This is a genomic window from Janthinobacterium sp. LPB2021202312-11-4 (genome assembly GCF_037049705.1).
Taxonomy (GTDB): Bacteria; Pseudomonadota; Gammaproteobacteria; order Pseudomonadales; family Pseudomonadaceae; genus Aquipseudomonas.
Map to the genome: position 1 here is coordinate 103,695 of NZ_JBAGKV010000020.1, position 24,220 is coordinate 127,914.

Annotated in this window: 25 protein-coding genes and 1 pseudogene; 11 read left to right on the plus strand and 15 right to left on the minus strand. The window is 60.6% G+C overall.

Features of this window, described 5'->3' with window-relative positions; all coding sequences use genetic code 11:
* Window position 1: 1 nt before the first annotated feature.
* The 4 genes from dmeF to V5E99_RS20965 all read right to left on the minus strand — a co-directional run bounded on the left by dmeF (window position 2) and on the right by V5E99_RS20965 (window position 2,604).
* Window positions 2-922, minus strand: a complete 921-nt coding sequence (dmeF, locus tag V5E99_RS20950) for a CDF family Co(II)/Ni(II) efflux transporter DmeF (protein ID WP_499804160.1) — start codon at window positions 920-922, stop codon at window positions 2-4.
* Window positions 923-934: 12 nt separating this feature from the next.
* Window positions 935-1,210, minus strand: a complete 276-nt coding sequence (locus V5E99_RS20955) for a metal/formaldehyde-sensitive transcriptional repressor (RefSeq protein ID WP_054054437.1) — start codon at window positions 1,208-1,210, stop codon at window positions 935-937.
* Window positions 1,211-1,424: 214 nt separating this feature from the next.
* On the minus strand, window positions 1,425-1,778 hold the full coding sequence (locus V5E99_RS20960) for a DUF6124 family protein (RefSeq protein ID WP_499804161.1): 354 nt from the start codon (window positions 1,776-1,778) through the stop codon (window positions 1,425-1,427).
* 487 nt (window positions 1,779-2,265) lie between these two features.
* Window positions 2,266-2,604, minus strand: coding sequence for an FKBP-type peptidyl-prolyl cis-trans isomerase (locus V5E99_RS20965; RefSeq protein ID WP_499804162.1), 339 nt, complete (start codon window positions 2,602-2,604; stop codon window positions 2,266-2,268).
* Window positions 2,605-2,777: 173 nt separating this feature from the next.
* On the opposite strand from V5E99_RS20965, the gene V5E99_RS20970 reads away from it, so the two are divergent.
* Window positions 2,778-3,851, plus strand: a complete 1,074-nt coding sequence (locus tag V5E99_RS20970; RefSeq protein WP_499804163.1) for a diguanylate cyclase domain-containing protein — start codon at window positions 2,778-2,780, stop codon at window positions 3,849-3,851.
* A 76-nt stretch (window positions 3,852-3,927) separates the two neighbouring features.
* Here V5E99_RS20970 and V5E99_RS20975 read toward each other — a convergent pair whose 3' ends face one another.
* Complete coding sequence (locus V5E99_RS20975) at window positions 3,928-4,236, minus strand: RcnB family protein (RefSeq protein ID WP_499804164.1); 309 nt, start codon at window positions 4,234-4,236, stop codon at window positions 3,928-3,930.
* Window positions 4,237-4,384: 148 nt separating this feature from the next.
* Here V5E99_RS20975 and V5E99_RS20980 point away from each other — a divergent pair, with 148 nt between their 5' ends.
* The 5 genes from V5E99_RS20980 to V5E99_RS21000 all read left to right on the plus strand — a co-directional run bounded on the left by V5E99_RS20980 (window position 4,385) and on the right by V5E99_RS21000 (window position 9,910).
* Window positions 4,385-4,984 (plus strand): DJ-1/PfpI family protein, encoded by a 600-nt coding sequence (locus tag V5E99_RS20980; protein WP_499804165.1) that lies wholly within the window; start codon window positions 4,385-4,387, stop codon window positions 4,982-4,984.
* 91 nt (window positions 4,985-5,075) lie between these two features.
* Window positions 5,076-5,672 carry a LemA family protein gene (locus tag V5E99_RS20985; protein WP_499804166.1) on the plus strand — a complete coding sequence of 199 codons (597 nt, stop codon included), beginning with the start codon at window positions 5,076-5,078 and terminating at the stop codon, window positions 5,670-5,672.
* Window positions 5,673-5,696: 24 nt separating this feature from the next.
* Window positions 5,697-7,658 carry a M48 family metallopeptidase gene (locus V5E99_RS20990; RefSeq protein ID WP_499804167.1) on the plus strand — a complete coding sequence of 654 codons (1,962 nt, stop codon included), beginning with the start codon at window positions 5,697-5,699 and terminating at the stop codon, window positions 7,656-7,658.
* Between the two features lie 161 nt (window positions 7,659-7,819).
* On the plus strand, window positions 7,820-9,112 hold the full coding sequence (locus tag V5E99_RS20995; RefSeq protein ID WP_499804168.1) for an MFS transporter: 1,293 nt from the start codon (window positions 7,820-7,822) through the stop codon (window positions 9,110-9,112).
* 27 nt (window positions 9,113-9,139) lie between these two features.
* The gene (locus tag V5E99_RS21000; protein WP_499804169.1) at window positions 9,140-9,910 is read left to right on the plus strand and encodes a substrate-binding domain-containing protein; all 771 of its coding nucleotides are present in this window, start codon (window positions 9,140-9,142) and stop codon (window positions 9,908-9,910) included.
* Here V5E99_RS21000 and V5E99_RS21005 read toward each other — a convergent pair.
* Entirely contained in the window at window positions 9,900-10,808 is a 909-nt protein-coding gene (locus tag V5E99_RS21005; RefSeq protein WP_499804170.1) for a LysR family transcriptional regulator, read from the minus strand. The two genes, V5E99_RS21000 and V5E99_RS21005, sit on opposite strands and share 11 nt — an antisense overlap.
* A 159-nt stretch (window positions 10,809-10,967) precedes the next feature.
* On the opposite strand from V5E99_RS21005, the pseudogene V5E99_RS21010 reads away from it, so the two are divergent.
* Window positions 10,968-12,521, plus strand: a pseudogene (locus tag V5E99_RS21010) (monovalent cation:proton antiporter-2 (CPA2) family protein); the annotation flags it as partial.
* Between the two features lie 39 nt (window positions 12,522-12,560).
* Window positions 12,561-12,782, plus strand: coding sequence for a hypothetical protein (locus tag V5E99_RS21015; RefSeq protein WP_499804186.1), 222 nt, complete (start codon window positions 12,561-12,563; stop codon window positions 12,780-12,782).
* 108 nt (window positions 12,783-12,890) lie between these two features.
* Here V5E99_RS21015 and hcnC read toward each other — a convergent pair whose 3' ends face one another.
* The 6 genes from hcnC to V5E99_RS21045 all read right to left on the minus strand — a co-directional run bounded on the left by hcnC (window position 12,891) and on the right by V5E99_RS21045 (window position 18,427).
* Window positions 12,891-14,150 (minus strand): cyanide-forming glycine dehydrogenase subunit HcnC, encoded by a 1,260-nt coding sequence (gene hcnC / locus V5E99_RS21020; RefSeq protein ID WP_499804171.1) that lies wholly within the window; start codon window positions 14,148-14,150, stop codon window positions 12,891-12,893.
* The gene (gene hcnB, locus V5E99_RS21025; RefSeq protein ID WP_499804172.1) at window positions 14,143-15,552 is read right to left on the minus strand and encodes a cyanide-forming glycine dehydrogenase subunit HcnB; all 1,410 of its coding nucleotides are present in this window, start codon (window positions 15,550-15,552) and stop codon (window positions 14,143-14,145) included. The genes hcnC and hcnB overlap by 8 nt, the downstream gene beginning before the upstream one ends.
* Complete coding sequence (gene hcnA, locus V5E99_RS21030) at window positions 15,549-15,863, minus strand: cyanide-forming glycine dehydrogenase subunit HcnA (protein ID WP_499804173.1); 315 nt, start codon at window positions 15,861-15,863, stop codon at window positions 15,549-15,551. The genes hcnB and hcnA overlap by 4 nt, the downstream gene beginning before the upstream one ends.
* Before the next feature lie 244 nt (window positions 15,864-16,107).
* Window positions 16,108-16,647 carry a permease gene (locus V5E99_RS21035; RefSeq protein ID WP_499804174.1) on the minus strand — a complete coding sequence of 180 codons (540 nt, stop codon included), beginning with the start codon at window positions 16,645-16,647 and terminating at the stop codon, window positions 16,108-16,110.
* Between the two features lie 292 nt (window positions 16,648-16,939).
* Window positions 16,940-17,881: a hypothetical protein gene (locus tag V5E99_RS21040; RefSeq protein ID WP_499804175.1), complete on the minus strand. Its 942-nt coding sequence runs from the start codon at window positions 17,879-17,881 to the stop codon at window positions 16,940-16,942.
* A 210-nt stretch (window positions 17,882-18,091) separates the two neighbouring features.
* Window positions 18,092-18,427 (minus strand): YdcA family protein, encoded by a 336-nt coding sequence (locus V5E99_RS21045; protein WP_499804176.1) that lies wholly within the window; start codon window positions 18,425-18,427, stop codon window positions 18,092-18,094.
* Between the two features lie 167 nt (window positions 18,428-18,594).
* On the opposite strand from V5E99_RS21045, the gene V5E99_RS21050 reads away from it, so the two are divergent.
* Window positions 18,595-19,278 (plus strand): response regulator transcription factor, encoded by a 684-nt coding sequence (locus tag V5E99_RS21050; protein ID WP_499804177.1) that lies wholly within the window; start codon window positions 18,595-18,597, stop codon window positions 19,276-19,278.
* Window positions 19,256-20,650, plus strand: a complete 1,395-nt coding sequence (locus tag V5E99_RS21055) for a sensor histidine kinase (RefSeq protein ID WP_499804178.1) — start codon at window positions 19,256-19,258, stop codon at window positions 20,648-20,650. The genes V5E99_RS21050 and V5E99_RS21055 overlap by 23 nt, the downstream gene beginning before the upstream one ends.
* Before the next feature lie 123 nt (window positions 20,651-20,773).
* On the opposite strand, the gene V5E99_RS21060 is transcribed toward V5E99_RS21055, so the two are convergent.
* From V5E99_RS21060 to V5E99_RS21070, 3 genes are read right to left on the minus strand one after another with little or no spacing between them, the layout of a single operon-like run.
* Complete coding sequence (locus tag V5E99_RS21060) at window positions 20,774-21,184, minus strand: SRPBCC family protein (protein ID WP_499804179.1); 411 nt, start codon at window positions 21,182-21,184, stop codon at window positions 20,774-20,776.
* 27 nt (window positions 21,185-21,211) lie between these two features.
* Window positions 21,212-22,009: an SDR family NAD(P)-dependent oxidoreductase gene (locus V5E99_RS21065; RefSeq protein WP_499804180.1), complete on the minus strand. Its 798-nt coding sequence runs from the start codon at window positions 22,007-22,009 to the stop codon at window positions 21,212-21,214.
* Window positions 22,006-23,058 carry an aldo/keto reductase gene (locus tag V5E99_RS21070; protein WP_499804181.1) on the minus strand — a complete coding sequence of 351 codons (1,053 nt, stop codon included), beginning with the start codon at window positions 23,056-23,058 and terminating at the stop codon, window positions 22,006-22,008. Before V5E99_RS21070 ends, V5E99_RS21065 begins: the two co-directional genes overlap by 4 nt.
* Before the next feature lie 116 nt (window positions 23,059-23,174).
* Between V5E99_RS21070 and V5E99_RS21075 the strand changes: the two genes are divergently transcribed.
* On the plus strand, window positions 23,175-24,074 hold the full coding sequence (locus V5E99_RS21075; protein ID WP_499804182.1) for a LysR substrate-binding domain-containing protein: 900 nt from the start codon (window positions 23,175-23,177) through the stop codon (window positions 24,072-24,074).
* Window positions 24,075-24,220: the final 146 nt, after the last annotated feature.

Genomic DNA, 24,220 nt, shown 5'->3' on the forward strand with positions numbered 1-24,220 from the left:
GCTATGCGGTGCGGTGTTCGACCGTCAGGTGAGACAACTCATGCACCGGCGCCAGACGTTCGCGAATGGCATCGGCACTGACACTGGCCGCCGCCACCACGCTGACAATCGCGGCCCGCGCGTCCGGGCCGACCTGCCAGACGTGCAGGTCGCTGATGGTCACGTCGCCAGAGGATTCGAGCAACTCGCGAATCTCCTCGGCCACGTGCTCATCCGTGGTGTCCAGCAGCACGGCGGCACTGTCGCGCATCAGGCCATAGGCCCATTTCGCGATCACAATGGCGCCGACCAGGCCCATCACCGGATCGAGCCATACCCAGCCCAAATAACGCCCGGCCAGCAACGCGGCGATGGCCAGGATCGAGGTCAAGGCATCGGCCAGGACGTGGACGTAGGCTGAGCGCAGATTGTTGTCGTGATGATGAGCATGGTCGTGGCTGTGATCATGATCGTGATGACCATGATTGCCCGCCAACAGAAAGGCACTGACGATGTTCACGGCCAACCCCACCACCGCAATGATCGTCGCTTCGGTAAACGCCACGGACGTCGGCTGGAACAAGCGCAGGATCGACTCGCCCGCGATCCCCAGCGACACCAGCCCCAGCACCATGGCCGAAGCAAAACCGGCCAGATCACCGACCTTGCCGGTGCCGAAACTGAATCGCGCATTATTGGCGTGACGTCGGGCAAACCCGTAGGCCGCCGCGGCGATGCCCAGGGCCACGGCATGGGTCGCCATGTGAAAACCGTCGGCCAGCAGCGCCATCGAACCGGTGATATAACCGGCGACGATTTCGCCAATCATCATCACGAAGGTCAGCGCCACCACCCACAACGTGCGACGACCGTTTTCATCGTGGGCATCACCGAGGAACACGTGGCTATGGGTGAAGGATGGAGCTTGAGGTGTCAGCGTCATGGTGATCGCGCTCTATTTCGAATAACGGCGAATGGCTTGCAGCAACTCTTCCACGCCTTGTGCGCGTTGCTCGTTGCTGAGGTCGGGATGGGCCACGTGTTCACGGGCATGGGCGTCGATGAACTGATCCATCAAACCGTTGACCGCCCCACGAATCGCCGCGACCAAGTGCAAGGTCTTGGCGCAATCGGCATCGGATTCCAGCGCCTTCTCCACCGCCTGAACCTGCCCGGCGATGCGCCGGACGCGGTTGAGCAAATCGTCTTTGTGTTCGTGAATGTGCGACATACCCATACCCCCTACCCCTATATGGCGAGCATAGTCGCTGATAGGGCCGGGAATTGGCAAGGTGTTACTGGAGGTTTCTTGAATTGATGGTCCCCTCGCTCGCGTGGGCATGCAGCCAGGGACGCTCCGCGTCCCAAAGCCGAACGCGGAGCGTCCGGTGAGGCGTTACCACGCACAACGTGGGAACGATCCCTGCCCCCCAAACAGGCTGTAGTTATTCAGACGGCTCGATTTGATCCAGCACCCGGTTCGCCGTGATTTCCGCGAGCATGACGCTGTTGGAAATGCCCAGCAGCGCATTGCGCGACCCACCCTCCAGAAGGTCCACCAAGTGATGGACCATCACGTCGGTCGAAGCCAGCGTCTCGCACAAAAACGCCATGAGGGTTTCGGGGCTGGCGTCAGGGTCTACGTGGAACAGCGTGCAGGGTTTACGCGGGGTGGCTTTGATGTCGGCGAATGAGGGGTAATCGAGGGTTGGCTGGGGTGCTTCGTTGCCGGGTGTTGAATCGGGTTCGTTCGGGGATGTCGGATCGGTTTCTGGCGGGTCTGGCGTTACTTTAGACATATCTACTAACTCCTGAATCGGAGCCGTTCACACTTCGCTGCTAAACGGAGGGTGGCGGCTGTGCGCAGGTTAGCAGACCGGGAGTTAGTAAAACCGGCGCGCCCGAGGGCGCCCTGCGCACAGCCACCATCAAGTGCAGGGTTATAAATACCTGACTGAAGGGAGCGCTATGCATCTCACTAACGACTCGGGCTGCTAAACCCGACCACTGAAGGGCAGTGGCACGCAAACGATAGAAGCCGGGGGCAAGGCGCACAAGCCGGCGGATTCTGGCGTAGCCGTAGGCAACGACGCAAGGTCTTGTAGCTTTTCAGGAAGTAACTTTGAGGGTGCTTAAACACAAGCGTTATTGAGGTGTTTAACCGACGCGCCAAAATCAAAAGATCGCAGCCTTCGGCAGCTCCTACCGGGATACCGCGCATTACGCTGGCCAGGTAGGAGCTGCCGAAGGCTGCGATCTTTTGATCTCCCCCCCAAACCCTACAAATCAATCATCCCGCGTCAGCACTTCCAGCAATTCAATCTCGAAAATCAAATTCGAATTCGGCGTAATCGCACCCATCGTCCGTTCGCCATACGCCAGATGCGCCGGCACCAGCAACTTGCGCTTGCCGCCAACCTGCATCCCAATGATCCCCTGATCCCAACCCTTGATCACCCGCCCGGTGCCGATCACGCACTGAAAAGGTTTGCCACGGCTGTAGGAAGAATCGAACTCGGTGCCGTCTTCCAGCCACCCGCGATACTGGGTGGTGATCAGCGCACCTTTGACTGCGGCTTTACCGTCACCCTGTTCAAGATCGATTACCTGAAGATCTTCATTCATTAAATGCACTCGTCTGTTTGCTCCCCTGAAGGGCCTGATGGGCGCCGTTTTCCCAGAATTACAGGCAATTGGCAACTGTTCGGAGCGGTTTAGATCTATTTCCGGTCGTAACCGTGAACTAAGATAAGCGCCATCACCCCGACGGTTAAACACGCCACGATGGCCAATTCTGAATGATGCTCCTCTGGATCAGCGCTGCCATTGGCTCAGTGATGCTCGCCGCGCTTATTGCGCTGGCCGGCCGCCTATTTGCCCTGCAACGACAATTGACCGAATGCCGTGCGCTGATTGCCAGCCTGTCCACGGGGCAAAACATTCATCTGGACGGCGACGCCGAACGCTTCAAACGCAGCCAGTACTTCGCGCGCATCGGCACCTGGGACTGGGACGTGGACACCGACAAGCTCTACTGGTCGGAAGCGATCTACGGCATGTTCGGGTTCAAGGTCGGCGAAGTCACGCCCTCCTACGCCTTGTTCTGCTCCTGCGTGCACCCGGACGACCGGGCCAAGGTCCGCGCCGGCGAATTGCGCTGCCTGGAAACCGGTGAAAACCATGACGAGGAATACCGCGTGGTCTGGGCCGACGGCACCCTCCGCTGGTTGCGCGAGACCGGCAATGTGGTGAAGAACGACCAGGACGCGACGATCAAAATGATGGGGGTGGTGCGCGACATCACCGAAGAAAAAGCTTCCGCCAGTTACCTGCAACACCTGGCCCACTACGACCCGCTGACCGGCCTGCCCAATCGCCTGGCGCTCGAAGAACGCCTGTCCGAAGCGCTGGAACAGGCCCGCATAACCGCCACACGGGTGGCGTTGGTGTTTGTCGATCTCAACGGTTTCAAGGCGATCAACGACCATTACGGCCACGCGGCCGGCGACCGGGTGCTGGTCACCACCGCCACGCGCCTGAAGAGAGTCCTGCGTTCAACCGACACCGTCGCACGGATTGGCGGCGACGAGTTCGTGGTGATCCTTCAAGGCCTGTCCCCGGGCATCAACCTGCAAGACGAAGCCCGCAGCATCTGTCAGAAAATTTTCGTCGAGCTCTCGCCACCCGTGACGATTGGCAATGACCAGCGCCACATCGGCACCAGCCTCGGGGTCGCGGTGTTCCCGGATCACGCCCCGAGCATGGACCGGCTGCTTCATATCGCGGATCTGGCGATGTATGAAGCCAAGCGCAGTGGTAATAATCAGTATCGGTTGGGGACGAACAGTGCGGCCCGCGTCCACAGCGAATAGCTGTTGGCCCCCCTGATAGTCAAGAGCGCAAAAAAACTGTGGCGAGGCAGTCACTGCCCGACGTTTGATCGGCGGTTTAACGCTCCACTGGCGTCACATCCACAATCGTCCCGTTAGTAATTTTGACCATCATGTACTTGTCATTGATCTGCACCCACTGCGCGTCAGCCGACGGCGCTTTCAGGCCTCTCTGCTTCCAGTTTTTCACGGCTTTTTCGCTGCGCTGATACATGTCAGGCGCACGGTCGCCTTTCACCAGGCTGCGGCTGTTGTTGACGCCGGGCTGGACGGTTTTCTGCGGGGTTTCATCAGCCTGGACGAGCGGGCTGATAGCGGTAATGCCGGCGACAAGGGCGAGGCTGGCGATAAGGGTTTTGCTGTTCATCGGTGAACCTCCGGGGTTGTCGTGGTACTGAGTTCCGACTGCGCGGGTGGCGAATCATTCCTTACTGTAGCGATAATTTTGCGACGCACTGTACGGGAGGCATTACATCGGCTGGGCGTAGGCTGCGAAAAAACCTGCGGGATTCGCCATGCACATCGCCATTCTGACCTTTGACGGTTTCAACGAGCTGGATTCGCTGATCGCCTACGGCATGCTCAGCCGGATTTCCCTGCTGGGGGATCAGGACTGGCGGGTGAGCATTGCGTCACCGACGCCTCGGGTGACGTCGATGAACGGGCTGACCATCGATTCGCACATCGATTTGCAGCAAGCCTGTGCCGCCGACGCGGTGCTGTTCGGCAGTGGCATGAAGACCCGTGAAGTGGCCAACGACCCGGCCGTCATGGATCAACTGAAGTTCGACGCGACGCGGCAATTGCTGGGCTCGCAATGCTCCGGCACGTTCCTTCTGGCCAAGCTTGGGCTACTCGGCGATGCACCCGCCTGCACCGACACCACCAGCAAACCCTGGGTGCAGGCGGCCGGGGCCAATATCGTCAATCAAGCGTTCTACGCCAACGGCAACATCGCCACGGCCGGTGGATGTTTGTCGGCACAGTACTTGTCGGCCTGGCTGCTGGCCCGGCTCAAGGGCACCGAAACAGCGCGGGAAGTGCTGCACTATTTCGCGCCGATGGGTGAGAAGGAAGAGTATGTAGAGCGAGCGCTGTCGCATATCCAGGCCTGAAATATCGCTACAGGAGCAGCAAGAAGCGGTCAGGCACAAGGATTTCAGCTAACATCCCGCGCTCAAACCCGCTCGTTGATAAGGACATCACATGGCAGCTAGCAACGCCGTTCTTCTGGTCCTCCTGGCCCTTTTCATTCTCTATGCCGTTGGCGTGTTCAATGCCTTGGTCGCTCGCAAAAACCAATTCAAGAATGCCTTTGCGCAACTTGAGGTTCAGCTCAAACGTCGTTATGACCTCATCCCCAATCTGGTAGCAACCGCCAAGGGCTACATGACCCATGAGCGCGAAACCCTTGAGGCCGTGATTGCTGCGCGCAACGGCGCAATCGCCGGATTGCAGGCGGCCCGGTCGCAACCGGGCGATTCGGCCAACATCGCCCGACTGAGCCAGGCAGACGGCGCGCTGAACAGTGCCATGGGCCGCCTTAACATCACCATGGAAGCCTATCCCGACCTCAAGTCCTCGCAAAACATGCAGCAACTCAGTGAAGAGTTGAGCAGCACCGAAAACAAAGTGGCCTTCGCCCGCCAAGCGTTCAACGATGCGGTCATGACCTATAACACCCTCAAGCAGAGCTTCCCGGCGTTACTGCTGGCCAAACTCTTCGGCCATGGCGCCGACGCCAGTCTGCTCGAATTTGCCGACAGCGCAACGATTCAGGATGCACCCAAGGTTTCGTTCTGAAACCCTTTGCCCACGGATGGCCCCATGAATTTCTTTGAACAACAACGCAAGGCCAGGCGCCGGACGGTACTGCTGATCTTTCTGATGATCCTTGCAGTGTTCAGCCTGATCATCATTTCCAGCGTGTTGATGACCGTGCCGGTTACCGATGGCAACGGCCACACCCTCATGGACCTGGAGATGAGTTGGCGGCTTATCACCATTGTTTCAGCGGTGGTGGTGAGCATTGTGCTGTTTGGCAGCCTGGCGAAACATTCCGAGCTGTCGGCGGGGGGCAAAGTGGTTGCGCGACGCCTCGGCGGGCGCCTGATCAACCACAGTGCGCAGACGCTGGAAGAACAGCGTTTGGTCAATGTGGTTGAGGAAATGGCCCTCGCCTCGGGCACCGTCGTGCCATCGGTGTACCTGCTGCCTGATCATGGCATCAACGCCTTCGCCGCCGGTTTCACGCCTCAGGATGCGGTCATCGGCGTGACGCAGGGCGCGATAACCCTGCTGACCCGCGAAGAGCTGCAAGGCGTCATTGCTCATGAATTCAGCCATATCTACAACGGCGACATGCGCCTCAATACCCGCCTGGTGGCCATCGTCCACGGCATTCTGGTGCTCGGGCTGACAGGCAGTTTCATCTTGCGTGGCATGGACCGCGTCCGCGATACCCCGGCCAATCGCTTCCAACTCACCGTCCTCCCCGTTCTGATTGGCTTCGTGCTGTGCATCGTGGGGTTTGCCGGTACGTTCTTTGGCAATCTGATCAAAGCGGCAGTCAGCCGGCAACGTGAGTTCCTGGCCGATGCGACGGCGGTGCAATTCACCCGCAACCCGCAGAGCATCGCCGGGGCACTGAAAAAAATCGGCGGCTATGAACTGGGGGCGACAATCAACGCCGCCCGCGCCGCAGAGTTCAGTCATCTGTATTTCGGCTCGGGCACCTCGTCGCTGGGGGATGACTTATTGGCTACCCATCCAGACCTGAGTGACCGCATTCGGCGGATCGATGCGCAATGGGATGGCAATTTTCCGACCATCGCTGCACCCGAACTGGCCACCCCTGAGGCCAGCACCGTCTCACCGATGCTGGACGCGTTCAGCGGTGTGCCCGCCGCTGCCACGGCAGTGCTTTACGACGTGAGCGCCATCCAGGCTTCGGTTGCAACCATCGGTTCTGCGCGACCCGAACATTTGACCGAAGCTCGCCGCATGCTGGACGACATTGCGCAGACACTCAAACTGGCGGCCCGCAGCGCTGACGGCGCCCAAGCCTTGATTTACGGTTTGTTGTTATCCCGCTCGACGTCCCTGCTGACGATTCAATTGGAGACGCTGCAATCGAATATCGACAGCTCGGTGTTCAACATGCTGAGCCTGTTGCGCGAACCGCTGTTGACCCTAGACCCGGGGCTGCGCCTGCCGCTGGTGGACCTGGCGATCCCCAGCCTCAAACTATTGGGCAAAAAACCCTTTGCGGCGGTGAAGCGCAATCTGAATCAGTTGATTGAGGCCGATAACGAAACCGAATTGCTGGAATGGACCTTGTTGCGAATCGTCGAGCTCAATGTCGAAGGCGCGCCGCCAGTGCAATTCAAGTTCGGGCTATTCCAGTGTGCCGAGGAGTTGATGGTTTTGCTGACCAACCTCGCGCGTACCGGTCAGCCAGGCCCGGAGGACGCCGCGCGGGCCGTTGAATATGCGTGGGAAGGCTTGGAGTTCGAGCGTCCCGAAGAACTGCCGCCCGAGCTGGAAGATCTGGCCGGCCTGGAAGCGGCGCTCAAGCGCTTGCGCCATCTCATGCCGGACGAACGGCCCGCACTGTTAAACGCCATGGTGCGCTGCATTGTGCATGACGGAACCGTGTCGGTCGCCGAAGCGGAACTGATGCGTGCTGTGGCCGATTTGCTGGATTGCCCGCTACCGCCGTTGTTGGCGGCACAAAGGCAGGTAGCCGCTGATGCCTCAGCAATCGAACAACCGATGGCCACGGCCTGACCACAATCCTTTGGCGAGCGGTGTATTGATCCACTTCACGCATCAATACATGCCAACTATGCAATTAACATATCGATGCCCCTGGCCCACTATCCGCCCCAATAAGAACCGTGCGCCGCCCCCACGCAGCGCACGTCATAAAAGCGGTGGAGTACAGGTCAATGACAGCATCAATCCCTTCCGGTCGCTCCCGGGCCAGTGCGATTTTCCGAGTCACCTCGGGCAACTTTCTGGAACAGTTCGACTTCTTCCTTTTCGGCTTCTACGCCACGCAGATCGCCGCCGTGTTCTTCCCGGCCAGCAGCGAATTCGCCTCCCTGATGATGACCTTCGCGGTGTTCGGCGCCGGGTTCCTGATGCGTCCGCTCGGCGCTGTGGTGCTGGGCGCGTACATCGATGACGTGGGCCGGCGCAAAGGCTTGATCGTGACGTTGTCGATCATGGCCAGCGGCACGATTCTGATTGTGTTGGTGCCCGGCTACGAGACCATCGGGCTGTTTGCCCCCGCCATTGTGTTGATCGGCCGCTTGCTGCAAGGCTTTTCGGCCGGTGCGGAAATGGGCGGTGTCTCGGTGTACCTTTCGGAGATTGCCACGCCGGGCAACAAGGGCTTCTTCACCAGTTGGCAATCGGCCAGCCAGCAAGTGGCGATCATCGTCGCGGCAGCGCTGGGCTATGGACTGAACCAATGGATGGCGCCAGCGATGATTGCCGATTGGGGCTGGCGGATTCCGTTCTTCGTCGGCTGCATGATCGTGCCGTTCATCTTTTTCCTGCGCCGCAACCTCGAAGAAACCGAAGAATTCGCCGCGCGCAAACACCGCCCGAGCATGGGCGAGGTGTTCCGCACCCTGGCGCAAAACTGGGGGATCGTGCTCGGCGGAATGATGATGGTCGCTCTGACCACCACCGCGTTTTACCTGATCACCGTGTACGCGCCGACCTTCGGCAAAACCGTGCTGCACCTGAGCACGTCCGATGCGTTGCTGGTGACGCTGCTGGTGGGTGTGTCGAACTTCTTCTGGCTGCCGATTGGCGGTGCCCTGTCCGACCGCATCGGCCGGCGTCCGGTGCTGATCGCCATGGCGCTGCTGACCCTGGCCACGGCCTATCCGGCGCTGACGTATCTAGTGAACGCGCCGAGTTTCCTCAACATGCTGCTGGTGTTGCTGTGGCTGTCGTTCATTTATGGCTTGTACAACGGCGCGATGGTCGCCGCGCTCACCGAAATCATGCCGGTGGAAGTGCGGGTGGCCGGGTTCTCCCTGGCATACAGCCTGGCGACGGCGGTGTTTGGCGGGTTTACCCCGGCGATGTCGACCTTCCTGATCCAGTACACCGGCGACAAGGCGGCGCCGGGTTACTGGATGAGTTTTGCCGCGCTGTGTGCCCTGTGCGCGACGCTGTTTCTCTATCGTCGCTCCACCGGGCGCCTGCAACCGGCCGTGTCGTGACTGACCTTTGACTGCGAGACTTATTCGATGAAAAAGATTTTCAACTACGCCGCCCTGCTGCTCATCGCTGGTTTGAGCGCCGTTGCCCAGGCCGAAGAGATCCACGTGATGACTTCCGGCGGTTTTACCGCTGCCTACAAAATCCTCGGCCCGGCATTCGCCCAGTCCACCGGCAACTCCCTCGACACCGCCCTCGGCCCTTCGATGGGCAAGGCGCCGGAGGCGATCCCCAATCGCCTGGCGCGCGGTGAACACGCCGACGTGGTGATCATGGTCGGCTACGCGTTGGACGACCTGATCAAACAAGGCAAAGTCGACCCCGCGTCACGGGTGGAGCTGGCGGATTCGCGGATCGGCCTGGTGGTGCGCGAAGGCGCGGCAACACCCGATATCAGCTCCGTGGAGAGCTTGAAAAAGACCCTGCTTGACGCCCAATCGGTGGCCTATTCCGACAGCGCCAGCGGTGTGTACATCGAGGAGCAGTTGTTCAAAAAACTCGGCATCGAGGACCAGCTCAAGCCGAAGTCGAAGATGATTCCGAAGATCCCCGTGGGCTCGGTGGTTGCGACCGGCGATTATCAACTGGGCTTCCAGCAGGTCAGCGAATTGCTGCCGGTGCCGGGGGTGAGTTTTGTGGCGAAGATTCCGGAGTCGGTGCAGTCGGTGACGCGTTTTGCCGCCGGCATTCCGGTGGGCGCGCAACACCCGGCACAAGCCAAGGCGTTGCTGGAGTACCTGGCCTCCCCGGCTGTTCAGCCGCAGGTGCGAGCCACCGGGCTGGATTCGGTCAGCCGCTGACCGGCTGCACTTTCATTTCCACCACCAGCCGTTCCAGCTCCAAGGCTGCCGGGGTCAAGGTGCGACCCCGGCGCTTGATCAGCCCGACACTGCGCATCACCTGCGGATCGGTCAGCGGCACCCGCGTCAGAATCGGGTGATCTTCGGCCGGCATCGCCATCAACGGCACCGCCGCCACGCCTAATCCCGCCTCTACCAAGCCGATCATCGTCGTGACGTGACGGGTTTCGCAGATGCTCGGCCGTTGCGGCACCACGCCGGCCAGCGCTTGATCCAGTAAAAAACGGTTACCTGAAGTCTTGTCGAGGGAGATGTAGTCCTGCCGGTAAAACTCGTCCCAGGTCACGCTGCTGCGCCCGGCCAACGGGTGATCGCGGCGACAGGCCACCACATACCCTTCCTGCACCAAGGGTTCAAAATCGACCTCGGCCTCCAGCGTACCCATGAAACTCAACCCGAAATCCGCCTCGCTGTTGACCACGGCACTAAGCACATCGTGGGCACTGGAATCGAGAACCTTGACCTTGATCCGGGGAAATTGCCGATGGTAATGGGCGATCACACGCGGCATGAAGTAGTACGCCGCCGACGGCACGCACGCGACAGTGACATGACCGAGTCGGGTCGAAGCGACTTCACTGATGCCGAGCAGCGCCACGTCCAGATCGTCCAGTAACCGCTCGACGCTGGGAATGAAGCCGCGCCCGGCCTGGGTCAGGCTGACCTTGCGGGTGGTGCGCTCGAACAGCTTCACACCCAGGGCATCTTCGAGTTTTTCGATGCGTCGGCTCAGAGCTGGCTGGGAAATGCGCACGGTGTCGGCGGCCTTGCGAAAACTGCCCTGCTCGACCACAGCGCGAAAGGCTTGCAGGTCGTTCAGGTCGAAATTGATGGCCATGGTGCGCGCACTCGGGGACAGGCAGATTGATCAGCTTATCCTATGAATGTAACCAATTGATGCGAAATGTAACAACTGCGCTGTAACGCTTTGCTGACGCATCCGGTTACAGCCTTTATCCTTGGCACCCTCGCCGTACCGAGTCTTTGGAGTTTCGTCATGCCCCATGAAGGCAACCTGTTGCAAGCCGCTGTCGTTTTTCTGTTCGCGGCGGTGCTCACCGTGCCTTTGGCCAAACGCCTGCAATTGGGCGCAGTACTCGGTTATCTGTTTGCCGGGGTGATCATCGGCCCGTCGGTGCTGGGCTTGATCGGCAACCCGCAAAGCGTCAGCCATATCTCCGAGCTTGGGGTGGTGCTGCTGCTGTTTATCATCGGCCTGGAACTGTCGCCGCGACGTTTATGGGTGATGCGCAAATCGGTGTTTGGCGTCGGTCTGGCCCAAGTGCTGTTGACCGGTTCGGTGATCGGCGTGCTGGCGTTGTTCGTGTTCGGCCAGTCGCTGAACAGCGCGATTGTGCTGGGCTTGGGCCTGGCGCTGTCCTCCACCGCGTTTGGCCTGTAAAGCCTGGCTGAGCGCAAGGAACTGACCAGCCCCCACGGGCGTCTGGCGTTCGCGATTCTGCTGTTCCAGGACATTGCCGCGATCCCGTTGATCGCCATGGTGCCGCTGCTGGCCGGCGGTGATCACACCACCAGTGCCGCCGACGATTTGAATCACGGTCTGCGGGTACTGGGCAGCATCGCGGTGGTGGTGATCGGCGGGCGATATCTGCTGCGACCGGTGTTCCGGGTGGTGGCCAAGACCGGTTTGCCGGAAGTCTCCACCGCCACCGCGTTGCTGGTGGTGATCGGCACCGCGTGGTTGATGGACCTGGTCGGTGTGTCGATGGCACTCGGTGCGTTCCTCGCCGGGTTGCTGTTGGCGGACTCCGAATACCGTCATGAACTGGAAGCGCAGATCGAGCCGTTCAAGGGTTTGCTGCTGGGGCTGTTCTTTATCAGCGTCGGCATGGGCGCCAACCTGAGTCTGCTGCTGAGCGCGCCGATCACCGTGCTGGGGCTGACCCTGCTGCTGATCGCGATCAAGCTGCCGCTGCTGTTTGTGGTCGGGCGGCTCGCGGGTGGGTTGGGCAAAGTCAGCGCGATTCGCCTCGGCATCGTGCTCGCGGCCGGGGGTGAGTTTGCGTTTGTGGTGTTCAAGATCGGTCGCGACCAGGGCTTGTTCGAACCGCGTCTGTACGACTTGCTGGTGCTGACGATCACCTTGTCCATGGCGGTGACGCCACTGTTGTTGCTGCTGTGCGCGCGGCTGTACACGCCCAAGGTGCAACCGGTGATGGTGCCGGAGAAATTCCGCGACATCGACACCGACGCTCCCCGTGTGGTGATCGCCGGCATGGGCCGGATGGGCCAGATCGTGGCGCGGATTCTGCGGGCGCAGAACATCAAATTCGTGGCGCTGGATACATCGGTGGAAACCATCGAACTGTCCCGCAGCTTTGGCGGTGTGCCGGTGTTCTACGGCGACCCGATGCGCCCGGAAATCCTCAGCGCGGCCAAGGTCGAGCAGGCGGAATATTTCATCATCGCCACGGACGACCCGGACACCAATATCAAGACCGCCGAAGTGGTGCATCGCTTGTACCCGCATATCAAAATCATCGCCCGGGCGCGCAACCGTCAGCATGTGCACCGGTTGGTCGATTTGGGCGCCGAGGCGATTCGGGAAACCTACTATTCCAGCCTGGAAATGAGCCGGCGCACGCTGGTGGGCCTCGGGCTGACCCAGGCCCAGGCCGATGCGCGAATCAAACGCTTCAAGCATCACGATGAACAGGTGCTGGAGGCCCAGCATGCGGTGTATGACGATGCGGCGAAGGTCTTGCAAACCGCCCAGGAAGCGCGGGCGGAACTGGCCAAATTGTTTGAGTCGGATCAGCTGGAGGAGCAGGCATCGGGCAAGGCCGGATAAGGCAGGAGCCCCGCAAAAGATCGCAGCCTTCGGCAGCTCCTACACGGATTTGGGTACACCCGCCCCCCGTAGGAGCTGCCGAAGGCTGCGATCTTTTGATCTTTAATATCAAGCCATTTCCAGCGCTGTCTCCTCCACCGCTGCCTTCACCGCAAACCGATCCGCCAAAAACGGCGTGATATCCAGCGGCAGCGCCTCGTTGTTCACCAATTTATCCAGCAACACCCCGGTAATCGCCGAGGTCAGGATACCGGTGCGGAAATGCCCGCACGCATTGAGATACCCCTGCACCCCTTTCATCGGCCCGAGAATCGGCAACTCATCCGGCGAACCCGGCCGCAACCCGGCCCAGGTACGCTTGAGATTCACGTCGGCCAGTTCTGGAATGCAGCGCACCGCGCCTTGCACCAGCCCGGCAATTTCCGGGTAGGTGGTGGTGACGTCGAAGCCTTTGTCCTCGGTGGTGCTGCCAATCAGGATCTCGCCGTTATCCTTCTGCGCCACGTAGCAATCGCTGGTGGTCAGGCAGCCATTCAAGATCTTCGGCATGCGCTCGGTCAGCAAAATCTGCCCCTTCACCGGGTTCACCGGAATCCGGATGCCGGTGGCCTGTTCGCTCAAATCCGCCGCCCAAGCACCCGCCGCGTTGATAAGGGTGTCGCAATGGAACACCCCGGCCTCGGCAGTTTGCACACCGGTAACCCGCGAACCATGGTGTAACACCCCGGTGACGTTGGTGTTGAAATACAGGTCCACGCCGTTCTGCCGCGCGCCTTCGGTGTAGGCGTCGGCCAGTCGGAACGGGCTGACCTGATGGTCGCAAAGAAACTCCAGCGCTCCCCTCGCCTCATGGCTGACGGCGGGCTCGGCTTCACGCAGCGCCGCTTGGTCGAGCCAGCGCACCTGGTCCGCCAGATGCGGAATGCAGGCCACAATGTGCTCGGCATAGAGCCGGTCTTCATCGTCGTAGATGACGAATTTCAACCCGGTTTTCTCGAACTTGAAATCCATCCCGTGGTTGTCCTGCAGCTCCTTGTGCAACGCCGGGTACAGGGCGTTGGACTGCAAGGCGAATTCGAAGAACGACTGGGGCAGGATGTGCGGCGTGCTGGAATCCACCACCACCGCCGAACCCTGGGCTTCACGCTTGCGGTTGGCGGACATCATGCGAAAGAAAATCACCCCGCAGCCCAACCCCACCGACTCGCCGATGGCCCACAAACCACCGGCGGATGCCCGGCTCGCGTTGCCCGGACGCTTGAAGTCAATCAGCGCGACCTTGAGGTTTTTGCGCTTGGACAGTTGATAGGCGCAGGACGCCCCGATCACACCGCCGCCGGCGATGACCACGTCATAGAACTTACTCATGCTCGGCGGCCTCCGTGGCGGCGTTGTGAAAGGCTGAAAACGGAATCGGATCAATCGGAAAACGCGGGCGCAACCAGCCGACATCCTGGCGCCCGGTGGCTTCGCGCAGCCGATCGCTGCAATAGCCGACGCACATCCGGCCCTGGCAATCGCCCATGCTGACGCGGGTGCGCATTTTCAGGCTGGCGATGTCTTGCACGCCCTGCTCCAGCGCCCGGTCGATGTCGGCGCGGGTCGCGTGTTCGCAACGGCAGATCACTGTGTCGGCGGCGGGCAGCGCGGTTTGCCCAGTGCCGCGTTCGGTGTAGCGGTCAACCGCTGCGCGAAAACGCACGATGGCTTTGAGTTTCGACAGGTAGCGGTCACGCCGGACCAGCGCCAGCTCCATGTCCAAAACGCCCCGTTGCAGCAGGATCGACAGCGCGGCGATCCGTCCCGCCAGCATCGCCGCTTCACCGCCGCGAATCCCGCCCATGTCGCCGGCCAGGTGCACGTGGGATTCGTTGCTTTGCTGCCAGCTATTAGCGTTGGCCCGCAGGTAGCCGTCGGCGCTGAAACCGTGGTTCAGGCCCATTTGCTGGCTGAGTTGGGTGCGCGGGATAAAGCCGTAGCCGACCGCCAGGGTTTGGGCCGGAATCTGTTCGGCGCGGTTCAGGTCCGGCACCCAGGTGCTGGAATACGGCGCCACGGTCACCGATTGCAACTCGCCGTCGCCCCGGGCCTCGACTACGCCCCAACCGTAGTGCATCGGGATGGCGTGCAGTTTCAGGAACGCCAGCATGCTCAAACCGTCGAGAAACAGCTGTGGCTTGTTCAGCAACACCAGGCTTTCCCGGGCGATCTTGCCGAACGCGCACGCCTCGTAAACCCCGGCCACCGTCACCCCGGACGCGTGTAACTGGCAGGCCACCAGTGGCAGCAACGGCCCAGTGCCGGTAATCACCACAGGCCCCTGCGGCTTGACCACGCCGCTCTTGATTTGCAGTTGCAGGCCCCCCAACAACATCACACCGGGCAAGGTCCAGCCGGGAAACGGCACGCTGCGCTCATGACACCCCGCCGCCAACAGCAATTGCGGATACGCGATTTCGTGCAACTGCTCGTCACCGTCCAGCACCACCAACGCGCGGGTGCCTTCGGCCCCGACCACGCGATGATTGAGGCGCACGTCGATCAGCCCAGACTGCTCCTGGAATTCGCCGTGCAGCCGGTTGAGGATTTCGCAATAGCGCGGGCCCAGATAATCGAGCTGAACCCCGTCGCGTAGCGGCCCACGATAGACCACCCCACCAAGTCGCGAAGCTTCTTCGAGCAAGGTGCTGCGCACGCCATGCCGGGCCAGTTCAATGGCCGCGCCCATACCCGCCGGCCCGCCGCCGACGATCACCGGATGCAGGCTCATAAGACCTCCTGCTCGGTGACGCGATTGACCTGGGTTTCAACGGTCATGCCGTCACGCACAAGGGTCTGGCAAGCGCGGCGCTTATGCCGGCCATTGATTTTCACCAGGCAGCATTGGCACACGCCCATGCCGCAATAGGCGCCGCTGATTTGATCGTGATCGTTGCGAGCCACCTGGCGCAGGCCAAGGGATTGAATGACCGTGAGGACGGTTTCGCCGAGGGCGGCGCTGACCGGTTGGCCGTTGATCTGCAAAGTCATATCCGCCCTGACCAGTGGCTGGATATCAAAGGTTCTGTCTAAGCGTTGCATTGCGATGTTCTTCCATGAAAAGTTCAGGTGGGATTCGTCAGCTCCATGCTGCACTACGCCTTGCTGGCCAACTGATACGCAAAAAACGAGGAGGTCTGCACCGGTACTTCGACGGTGCAATCGCTGCGCGTCAAACCACTGTAGTCGAGGCCGCAGCGAGGGCCTGGATCTTTTACGTTAAGCGATATTCCTGCGCGAAATATTGATCCAGGCCAGTGAAAGGCGCCCCACCCTCACCCGTGCGTCAGTTGGAAAAAACGTACTGGCCCTTGATCTTTTTCGGGCCGAAAAAAGCCAGGTCCGGAAACAGCAGGTTCTTGATCCAGGCCACAAAAAACACCATCGCCAAAGTGATCGCGGCGGCGATCAGCGTGGATATCGGGTCGTCGGCATAGTCTTTGAACAAGCGCGAAAACTGGCTGATGGTGAGAAAGATGTAGACGGTGAAGTACTGCGCTCGATACTTGTAGAAGCCATACGCAAACCACAACGGAACGAGCCCGGCGAACAGCGTGAAGAATACCGTCGCCTTCGGCCCGATCAGCGTGCCGAGGACAAACCCGGCCACTGCGCCCAACACTGCTTGAGCAATGGTGAGCCCAAGCAGCACTTTGACCTTGCCTTGATGCTTCTGGTTGAGCGTCGGGTCCGGGCGCGAGGCGATCCAGTAAGCCAGCACCCGGTCCTTGACCGCACCGCCGGAAAACGCCTTGAACGTCTCGGTTTTGGAACGGCCGGCATCGAGCATCGCCAGCACTTGCCGTTTGATTTCCTTCTTGTCCAACTCATTTCTCCTTGATACGACGCTGATTAAATGTGGGAACGGGCTTGCTCGCGAAAGCGGTGTGCCAGTCAACATCATGTTAACTGAGCGACCGCTTTCGCGAGCACGCCCACAGGGGTGATCGCCGTTGCATCTTGCCCCAAAACGCAAAACGCCGCTTCCACCAGAGGCGGAAGCGGCAGAGGCATGTGCCTCAGAATAATCAGTGCATGAACAAGGCGATCAGAATAATGATCGGGATTGGCACGCCGAGAAAGAACAGAAGTAGTGAGCGCATGGTGATTCTCCTGGGTTAGCGAACAGGTGGCAGCGAAGTGGTGGAGACGTAGGCATCGGATTCCAGATACACCACCGCATCCCGACGACGACCGCCAAACGTAGCGGCGAGGCTGGCGAAAAATGCACCGGCCAGCAGCGCGACGAACATCCACAACGCGGTCCACGCTGCGATTTTGGCGGCGGTTTCAGCGGCTTGTTTAGCGGCGAGCTTGGCGTCCTCGACGGCTTTGTGGGCCTTGGCGAACACTTCATCGACACGGCGTTCGGCATCAGCCTGGGTCAAGTTGGTGCGTTGGGCGACCAGTTGGGCGAGGTAGGTCCGATCTTCGGCGGCCAGTTGACCGTCGTTACTCAGGGTGCGCACAAAGATGCGGGTGACGGTGCCACGGGCGGCATCATCGCCAACAGCGGCCGGGCGATCATCACGGAACAGGCTATCGACGAAATAACCGTACTGGTCGCTATTGGTGTTGCTGGCGGCAGTACCGGCCGCTTGGGTCATGGCACTCGCGGCACCACCGGCAACACTCGCCCCGGCCTGCACACCACCGCTGATCACGCTGCTGACAGAGCCGACGACCAGCGTCGCGGTGACCAGCGTCGCCACACACCACGACAAGAAGCCGTGAGCGGTGTCACGAAAATAGACTTCATCGCCGTGCATGTTGGCCCACTTCACCCGCAGGCGGCCGGCAATGTAACCGCCGAGCCCGGACGCAACGATTTGCGTCACGGCCAGCCAGATAATCGTAGAAATACCCAGGCCCTTGGCGCTGATACCCTCATTGGCCCACGGTGAGACAGCGGAAAAGCCCAGGCCGAAGCCGAGCAACACCAGAATCAGCGCCAACGCAGCGGCCGCAGCGGCCCCGGCGAAGATCGCGCCCCAGGACACGCCGGAGAGCGTGCTTGATTCATCTGCGGCAGGGTAAAAACCATCAGAAGATCTATTCATTATTGTTCAGCTCCAGGCATGAAAGATGGTGTTACAACTCGTCGAAAGAGGAATTGCAGGCACCGTGCCAGTCGCAACAATTAAATTAATCTTTATATATCAATAGGTTAAAAATAAACCGAGTCTGAGGACCATGCATTTTGCAAGAGCGGCTTAATATCGGCGGGTTTTCTGCATTGCATCGAAAGTCGATGTTTTAGGTTAAGCGGGTTACTTGCGCTTGTAGCTTTTATTACCACTGGGCGTCAGGCAATACACCCCACCTCTAGGGCCGGTGCAGAAAGCACCCGTACCGCACGCGCATCCGTCGTTGCTTTGTAAAAACGACTGGGGCCGTGCCTGGCTCTGGCCGCCATACATCGCTGAACAGCTCTTTTTCGACCCGCTGATAGAGCCGTCGTTACACAAAAACAACTCGCCATCGCAGCGATCGATGCCGCCCTTTTTCCCTGAGCACGGGGTATTACCGGCCCAACTGGCGGAGCTGATAACGCTCAGCACCAGCAACAACATTGGCATCCAGCCACGGCGAATCAACGTGCGCACAGTGCAGCTCCTTCTCGAATAATGGCTCGATGATATCAATCTTCCGTGCAAATAAACCAAGCGCCCGCCAGGTTCCTGAACCAACATGAAAGTTAATTTAATAAGCCGTGCGGATTTCTTGGCAAAATGCCCTCATTCTGTAATGAACCAGACAGCAGGCTCGCCCTATGACCCGCATCTTGACCATCGAAGACGACGCCGTGACCGCCCGGGAAATTGTGGCTGAACTGAGCAGCCATGGCCTGGACGTGGATTGGGTCGACAATGGTCGCGAAGGCCTGGCGCGAGCGGTCAGCGGTGATTACGACCTGATCACCCTCGACCGCATGCTGCCGGAGCTCGATGGCCTGGCCATCGTCACCACGCTGCGGACCATGGGCGTGGCCACGCCGATTCTGATGATCAGCGCCCTCTCCGATGTCGACGAGCGCGTGCGCGGTTTGCGGGCCGGCGGTGACGACTACCTGACCAAACCTTTCGCCACCGATGAAATGGCGGCCCGGGTGGAAGTGTTGCTGCGCCGGCAGAACACCGTCAGCGCCCACGCCACGACGCTGCGGGTGGCGGACCTGGAGCTGAACCTGATCAGCCACGAAGCCAGCCGCAACGGCGAACTGCTGACACTGCTGCCGACCGAGTACAAGCTGCTGGAATTCCTGATGCGCAACACCGGGCAGATTCTGTCGCGAATGATGATTTTCGAAGAGGTCTGGGGTTATCACTTCGACCCCGGCACCAACCTGATCGACGTCCACATCGGCCGCTTGCGCAAGAAGATCGACCCGCCCGGCAACGTCCCATTGATCCGGACTGTGCGAGGCTCGGGGTATGTCATTGCTGAACCCCTCTAAAGGCTGGCGCTCTTCCAGCAGCCGTTTGCTGGCGCTCTACAGTTCACTGTTCGTGGCCTGGAGCGGGATTCTCATGGGGGTCATGTATTACGAGGTGTCCGGCTACCTGGACAACCTGGCCAAGCACTCGCTGATGCAGCGCCAGCATCTGTTTTCGCGCTTCCAGGGCGAGCAACTGGTGGACGCCCTCGCCGCCAGCATGACGTTCGGTATTCGCGGCATCGACGCCTATGGCCTGTTCGACGCCGAGCATCGCTACCTCAGCGGCGCCCTGCGCGAGATCCCGCCCGACCTGCCGCTGGACGCCCGGATTCACATGCTCGCCAACTGCGCCGAGTCTGACGACCCGACCCTTCCCGCCGACAGTTGCGACGCCGTGGCAACCCCGACGCTGGACGGTCGCTGGCTGGTGCTGGTGCGGGACAACGGTTCGCTGTTCGCCGTGACCCAGATCATCCTCCACGCGCTGTTCTGGGGGGTGTCGCTGACCATCCTGCCCGGTATCGCCGGTTGGCATTTGTTGCGTCGCCGTCCGCTGCGGCGCATCCGGGCGATCCAGGCCAGCGCCGAAGCCATCGTCGCCGGCGACCTGACCCATCGCTTGCCACTGTCCAACCGCCGCGATGAACTGGACATGCTCGCCGCCATCGTCAACGCCATGCTCGAACGCATCGAGCGCTTGATGAACGAAGTCAAAGGCGTGTGCGACAACATCGCCCACGACCTGCGCACCCCGCTGACCCGCTTGCGCGCGCAGCTCTATCGGATTCAGCAACAGGCCGACGACAGTTCGCCACTGGCGCAACAACTGGACTCGGTGCTCGCCGAAGCAGACACCCTGATGGCGCGGTTTCGCGGGCTGCTGCGGATTTCCGAACTGGAAGATCGCCAGCGCCGCTCGGGGTTTGTGCAACTCGATCCGGTGCCGTTGCTGCAAGAGCTGCACGACTTTTATCTGCCCCTGGCGGAAGAAGGCGAACTGGTTTTTCAACTGCAATTGCCTGAGGCCTTGCCGACACTGAATGGCGACCGGGCCTTGTTGTTCGAGGCGATCGCCAACCTGTTGAGCAACTCAATCAAATTCACCCCGCCCGGTGGCGAGGTGATTTTGCGGGGCCTCAATCAGTCCGGGTATACGCGGATCGAAGTGCTCGACTCCGGGCCGGGTATCCCGGTGGCGGAACGCGAAGCCGTGTTCCAACGGTTTTATCGGGCCGAGGGTGGCAATCAGCAGAGCGGGTTCGGGCTGGGGTTGTCGATTGTGGCGGCGATTGTCAGCCTGCACGGCTTCACCCTGGACGTCGGCACCAGCGACAGCGGTGGAGCGCGGCTGGCGCTGGATTGCCGGCAGAGCTTGATCCCGCAAACCTGAAGCCAAAAAAAAGCCCCGTAGGAGCTGCCGAAGGCTGCGATCTTTTGATCTTGATTCTTAGCGATATTGAAAAGATCAAGATCAAAAGATCGCAGCCTTCGGCAGCTCCTACGGGGGATCTTGTCAGGCTGGGTAGTTGGCCCGCAGGGCTTCGAGGCCGCCTTGGTAGATGCCGTTGAACAGCGCTTCCACTTCTTCGTCAGTCACGCCTTTGGCGGTAAAGCGACCGGACCAGGTCACCCGAGCGCCCTGCCCCTGGGCTTCAACGCGCAGTGTGGCCAGATAGTCGGTGGCTGGAAACGGCGCCTGTTCAATCGAGTAGCTGTAGGTCTTGGCGGCGTTATCAAAGGCCTCAAGCCGTTCAACCACCACCGCCCCATCCGCGGTTTTCAGACTGCGTACTCGCCCGCCTTCGCTCAATTCGCTTTTGACAATGAACGGCAGCCAATCCGGCAGCGAGTTGAACCCGCCAATCAATTGCCACACTTGCTCGGCCGAAGCCGGTACATCGATAAACGCTGATGCAGTTGCCATATGAAATGCTCTCTCAATGAATAGGGTTCAAATTGCCATGCTGTCGACGACGCCGCCATCCACCCGCAATGCCGCGCCGGTGGTGGCCGAGGACAGTGGCGAGGCGATGTAGGCCACCAGGTTGGCGACTTCTTCGACATCCGCCACGCGCTGGATGATCGAGCTCGGGCGGGCCTTGCGCACGAAGGCGTCGGCTTCTTCCCGGGCGCTGCGACCGGACTCGGCGGTGGCGTCCTTGAGCATCTGTTCCAGGCCGTCGGTGAAGGTCGGGCCAGGCAGGATCGCATTAACCGTCACCCCTGTGCCCGCCAGCCGCTTGGCCAAACCGTGGGACACCGCCAGGTTGGCGCTTTTGGTCACGCCATAGTTGATCATGTCCGCCGGAATCGCCACCCCGGATTCCGAGGACAGGAAAATCACTCGGCCCCAACCGTTGTTGACCATTTGCGGCGTGTAGTGCCGAGCCAGGCGCACGCCGGAGATCACGTTGACCTCATAGAAACGCGTCCACTCACTGTCCGGCGCGTCGAAGAAGTCCACGTCGTCGAAGATCCCGAGGTTGTTCACCAGGATGTCCGCCCGTGGCTCGGCGGCGAACAACAACTCGGCGCCTTCAGCGGTGCCGAGGTCGGCGGTCAGGCCACGCAGTTGCGCACCGGGCACCCGTTCACGAATGCTCGCCAATGCCTGTTCAACCTTGCCCGAGTCGCGGCCGATCACCACCACCGTAGCGCCGCACTCGGCCAGCGCCTTGCTGATGCCCAGGCCAATGCCGGCGGTGCTGCCGCTGACAATCGCCAACTTGCCACTCAAATCAATGTTCATACTGCACCGCCTGTGTAGGAGCTGCCGAAGGCTGCGATCTGTTGACCCGGCAACGGCGCTCGTTCAGAAATCAGCTTCGCCTCACGCAACGCCTGCCAGAACGCCGCAGGAATCACCTCTGACAAGGCCGCCACATCTTCAGCAATCCGCTCAGGACGACTGGAACCGGGAATCACCGCCGCCACCGCTAGATTAGCTAGGGAGAATTGCAACGCCGCCGCTTTCACGCTGACGCCATGGGCCGCCGCAATTTTCTTGATCTGCTCGACTTTGCTGATGATCGCCGGGCTCGCCTTCTGGTATTCGAAGTGCGCGCCACCGGCCAGGATGCCCGAGCTGTAAGGACCGCCAACGACGATCTCGACGTTCTGCGCCAGCGCCGAGTCCATCAAGCGTTGCAAGGCGCGCTCATGGTCGAGCAGCGTGTAGCGACCGGCCAACAGAAAGCCGTCCGGCTGCGCTTCGGTGAGGTCCAGCGTCAATTCGCAAGGCTCGACCTTGTTCACGCCCAGGCCCCAGCCCTTGATCACGCCTTCTTCACGCAAACGGGTCAGCACTTTGAACGCACCGGTACGAGCCTGATTGAAGTATTCCAGCCATTGATCGCCGTAGAAATCCTGAGCGATGTCGTGCACCCAAACGATGTCCAGACGATCGGTTTGCAGGCGTTTGAGGCTGTCTTCGATCGAACGCATCGTCGCGTCGGCGCTGTAGTCGTTGACGATTTTGTTCGGGCGGCCGTGTTCAAACACACCAGCCTTCTCGCCCAGATCCCGGGCGGCGGTGTCTTCGATTTCATCGAGAATCACCCGGCCGACCTTGCTGCTGAGCACATAGTCGTCGCGGTTGTATTGGGCCAGCGCAGCACCCAAGCGAATCTCCGACAGGCCCGAACCGTAGAACGGCGCGGTGTCGAAATAACGCACGCCAGCATCCCAGGCCGCATGCACGGTGGCCATGGCCTCGTCTTCCGGGATGGCGCGGAACATGTTGCCCAACGGGGCGGTACCGAAACCCAGCACGCCGGGCAGTTTGTCTTTCAAGCTCATGGTTCATCCTCGTCAGTGTCGTGGGCCACATGGGTGACCGTTGAGCAAATCGTAGATTGCGGCGATCGGACCGTCCAAGACATAATGCGCAGCACTTGAGTCCCTACAGGTCTGACATGATCGACATCCGCCAATTGCGCTACTTCGTCGCCGTCGCCGAAGAAGAACACGTCGGTCGCGCCGCCGAACGCCTGCACATTTCCCAGTCGCCCCTGAGCCGGCAGATTGCCCAGCTTGAAGAACGCCTGGGCCTGACACTGTTCGAACGCAGCCAGCAACGCATCCGCCTGACCCGCGACGGCCAGACCTTCCTCGCCGAAACCCGTGCGCTGCTGACCCACGCCAACCGTTTGGAATCCCTGGGCAAACGCCTCGGCCGTGGTGAAGAAGGCGGTTTGTGCATCGGCTATATCGAAAACGCCATGCACGCCGGGGTGCTGCCCAACGCCTTGCGCGTGTTACGGGTAGACCGGCCGAACGTCCACGTTGCGCTGTACAACCTCAGTTCCGCCGAACAATTGGAGGGCCTTCGCCAGCGTAGTCTGGATATCGCCCTGGTCAGTGAGCCGCCCGTCGCCGACGACCCGGACTTGCTGGGTTTTCAGGTGCTGGACGACCCGATGTTGCTGGCCTTGCCCGCGCATCATCCGCTGGCGCAACAGGCCGTTTTGACTCCGCAAGATCTGGCCGATCAGGAGTGGATCGGCGTGCAACACCGGCAGAATGTCAGCAGCCGCGACGACTTCGTCAGCGCCTGCATCCGCGCAGGGTTTACCCCGGACATTCGCATGGAAGCCACCGAGCCGTTTACCGCGCTGGGGCTGGTGGCGTCCGGGCTCGGTATTGCGATGATCCAGAAAGGATTGAGCCGCAATGCACCGCCAGGCGTGGTGCTGCGGGAGGTGCCGTGGATTGCGTTCACCACGCCACTGTGGGCCGCGTGGCACCGGATCAATTTGCGGCCGTTGGTGGAAACCTTCAGGAAAGTGCTGACCGACCCCACTCCCACAAGGTAAGTGACACTGGCGTAGGAGCTGCCGAAGGCTGCGATCTTTTGATCTTGATCTTCGGTGGATGTTGAAATGGCCAAGATCAAAAGATCGCAGCCTTCGGCAGCTCCTACGGGTGGGCTTCATCAATATGACAATTAACTGTCATTTAG

What these genes read in the sequence shown, in the direction of transcription:
- dmeF (WP_499804160.1), bottom strand. Translation starts at nt 922, where the DNA reads ATGACGCTGACACCTCAAGCTCCATCCTTCACCCATAGCCACGTGTTC.
- V5E99_RS20955 (WP_054054437.1), bottom strand. Translation starts at nt 1,210, where the DNA reads ATGTCGCACATTCACGAACACAAAGACGATTTGCTCAACCGCGTCCGG.
- V5E99_RS20960 (WP_499804161.1), bottom strand. Translation starts at nt 1,778, where the DNA reads ATGTCTAAAGTAACGCCAGACCCGCCAGAAACCGATCCGACATCCCCG.
- V5E99_RS20965 (WP_499804162.1), bottom strand. Translation starts at nt 2,604, where the DNA reads ATGAATGAAGATCTTCAGGTAATCGATCTTGAACAGGGTGACGGTAAA.
- V5E99_RS20970 (WP_499804163.1), top strand. Translation starts at nt 2,778, where the DNA reads ATGATGCTCCTCTGGATCAGCGCTGCCATTGGCTCAGTGATGCTCGCC.
- V5E99_RS20975 (WP_499804164.1), bottom strand. Translation starts at nt 4,236, where the DNA reads ATGAACAGCAAAACCCTTATCGCCAGCCTCGCCCTTGTCGCCGGCATT.
- V5E99_RS20980 (WP_499804165.1), top strand. Translation starts at nt 4,385, where the DNA reads ATGCACATCGCCATTCTGACCTTTGACGGTTTCAACGAGCTGGATTCG.
- V5E99_RS20985 (WP_499804166.1), top strand. Translation starts at nt 5,076, where the DNA reads ATGGCAGCTAGCAACGCCGTTCTTCTGGTCCTCCTGGCCCTTTTCATT.
- V5E99_RS20990 (WP_499804167.1), top strand. Translation starts at nt 5,697, where the DNA reads ATGAATTTCTTTGAACAACAACGCAAGGCCAGGCGCCGGACGGTACTG.
- V5E99_RS20995 (WP_499804168.1), top strand. Translation starts at nt 7,820, where the DNA reads ATGACAGCATCAATCCCTTCCGGTCGCTCCCGGGCCAGTGCGATTTTC.
- V5E99_RS21000 (WP_499804169.1), top strand. Translation starts at nt 9,140, where the DNA reads ATGAAAAAGATTTTCAACTACGCCGCCCTGCTGCTCATCGCTGGTTTG.
- V5E99_RS21005 (WP_499804170.1), bottom strand. Translation starts at nt 10,808, where the DNA reads ATGGCCATCAATTTCGACCTGAACGACCTGCAAGCCTTTCGCGCTGTG.
- V5E99_RS21015 (WP_499804186.1), top strand. Translation starts at nt 12,561, where the DNA reads ATGAGCCGGCGCACGCTGGTGGGCCTCGGGCTGACCCAGGCCCAGGCC.
- hcnC (WP_499804171.1), bottom strand. Translation starts at nt 14,150, where the DNA reads ATGAGTAAGTTCTATGACGTGGTCATCGCCGGCGGCGGTGTGATCGGG.
- hcnB (WP_499804172.1), bottom strand. Translation starts at nt 15,552, where the DNA reads ATGAGCCTGCATCCGGTGATCGTCGGCGGCGGGCCGGCGGGTATGGGC.
- hcnA (WP_499804173.1), bottom strand. Translation starts at nt 15,863, where the DNA reads ATGCAACGCTTAGACAGAACCTTTGATATCCAGCCACTGGTCAGGGCG.
- V5E99_RS21040 (WP_499804175.1), bottom strand. Translation starts at nt 17,881, where the DNA reads ATGAATAGATCTTCTGATGGTTTTTACCCTGCCGCAGATGAATCAAGC.
- V5E99_RS21050 (WP_499804177.1), top strand. Translation starts at nt 18,595, where the DNA reads ATGACCCGCATCTTGACCATCGAAGACGACGCCGTGACCGCCCGGGAA.
- V5E99_RS21055 (WP_499804178.1), top strand. Translation starts at nt 19,256, where the DNA reads ATGTCATTGCTGAACCCCTCTAAAGGCTGGCGCTCTTCCAGCAGCCGT.
- V5E99_RS21060 (WP_499804179.1), bottom strand. Translation starts at nt 21,184, where the DNA reads ATGGCAACTGCATCAGCGTTTATCGATGTACCGGCTTCGGCCGAGCAA.
- V5E99_RS21065 (WP_499804180.1), bottom strand. Translation starts at nt 22,009, where the DNA reads ATGAACATTGATTTGAGTGGCAAGTTGGCGATTGTCAGCGGCAGCACC.
- V5E99_RS21070 (WP_499804181.1), bottom strand. Translation starts at nt 23,058, where the DNA reads ATGAGCTTGAAAGACAAACTGCCCGGCGTGCTGGGTTTCGGTACCGCC.
- V5E99_RS21075 (WP_499804182.1), top strand. Translation starts at nt 23,175, where the DNA reads ATGATCGACATCCGCCAATTGCGCTACTTCGTCGCCGTCGCCGAAGAA.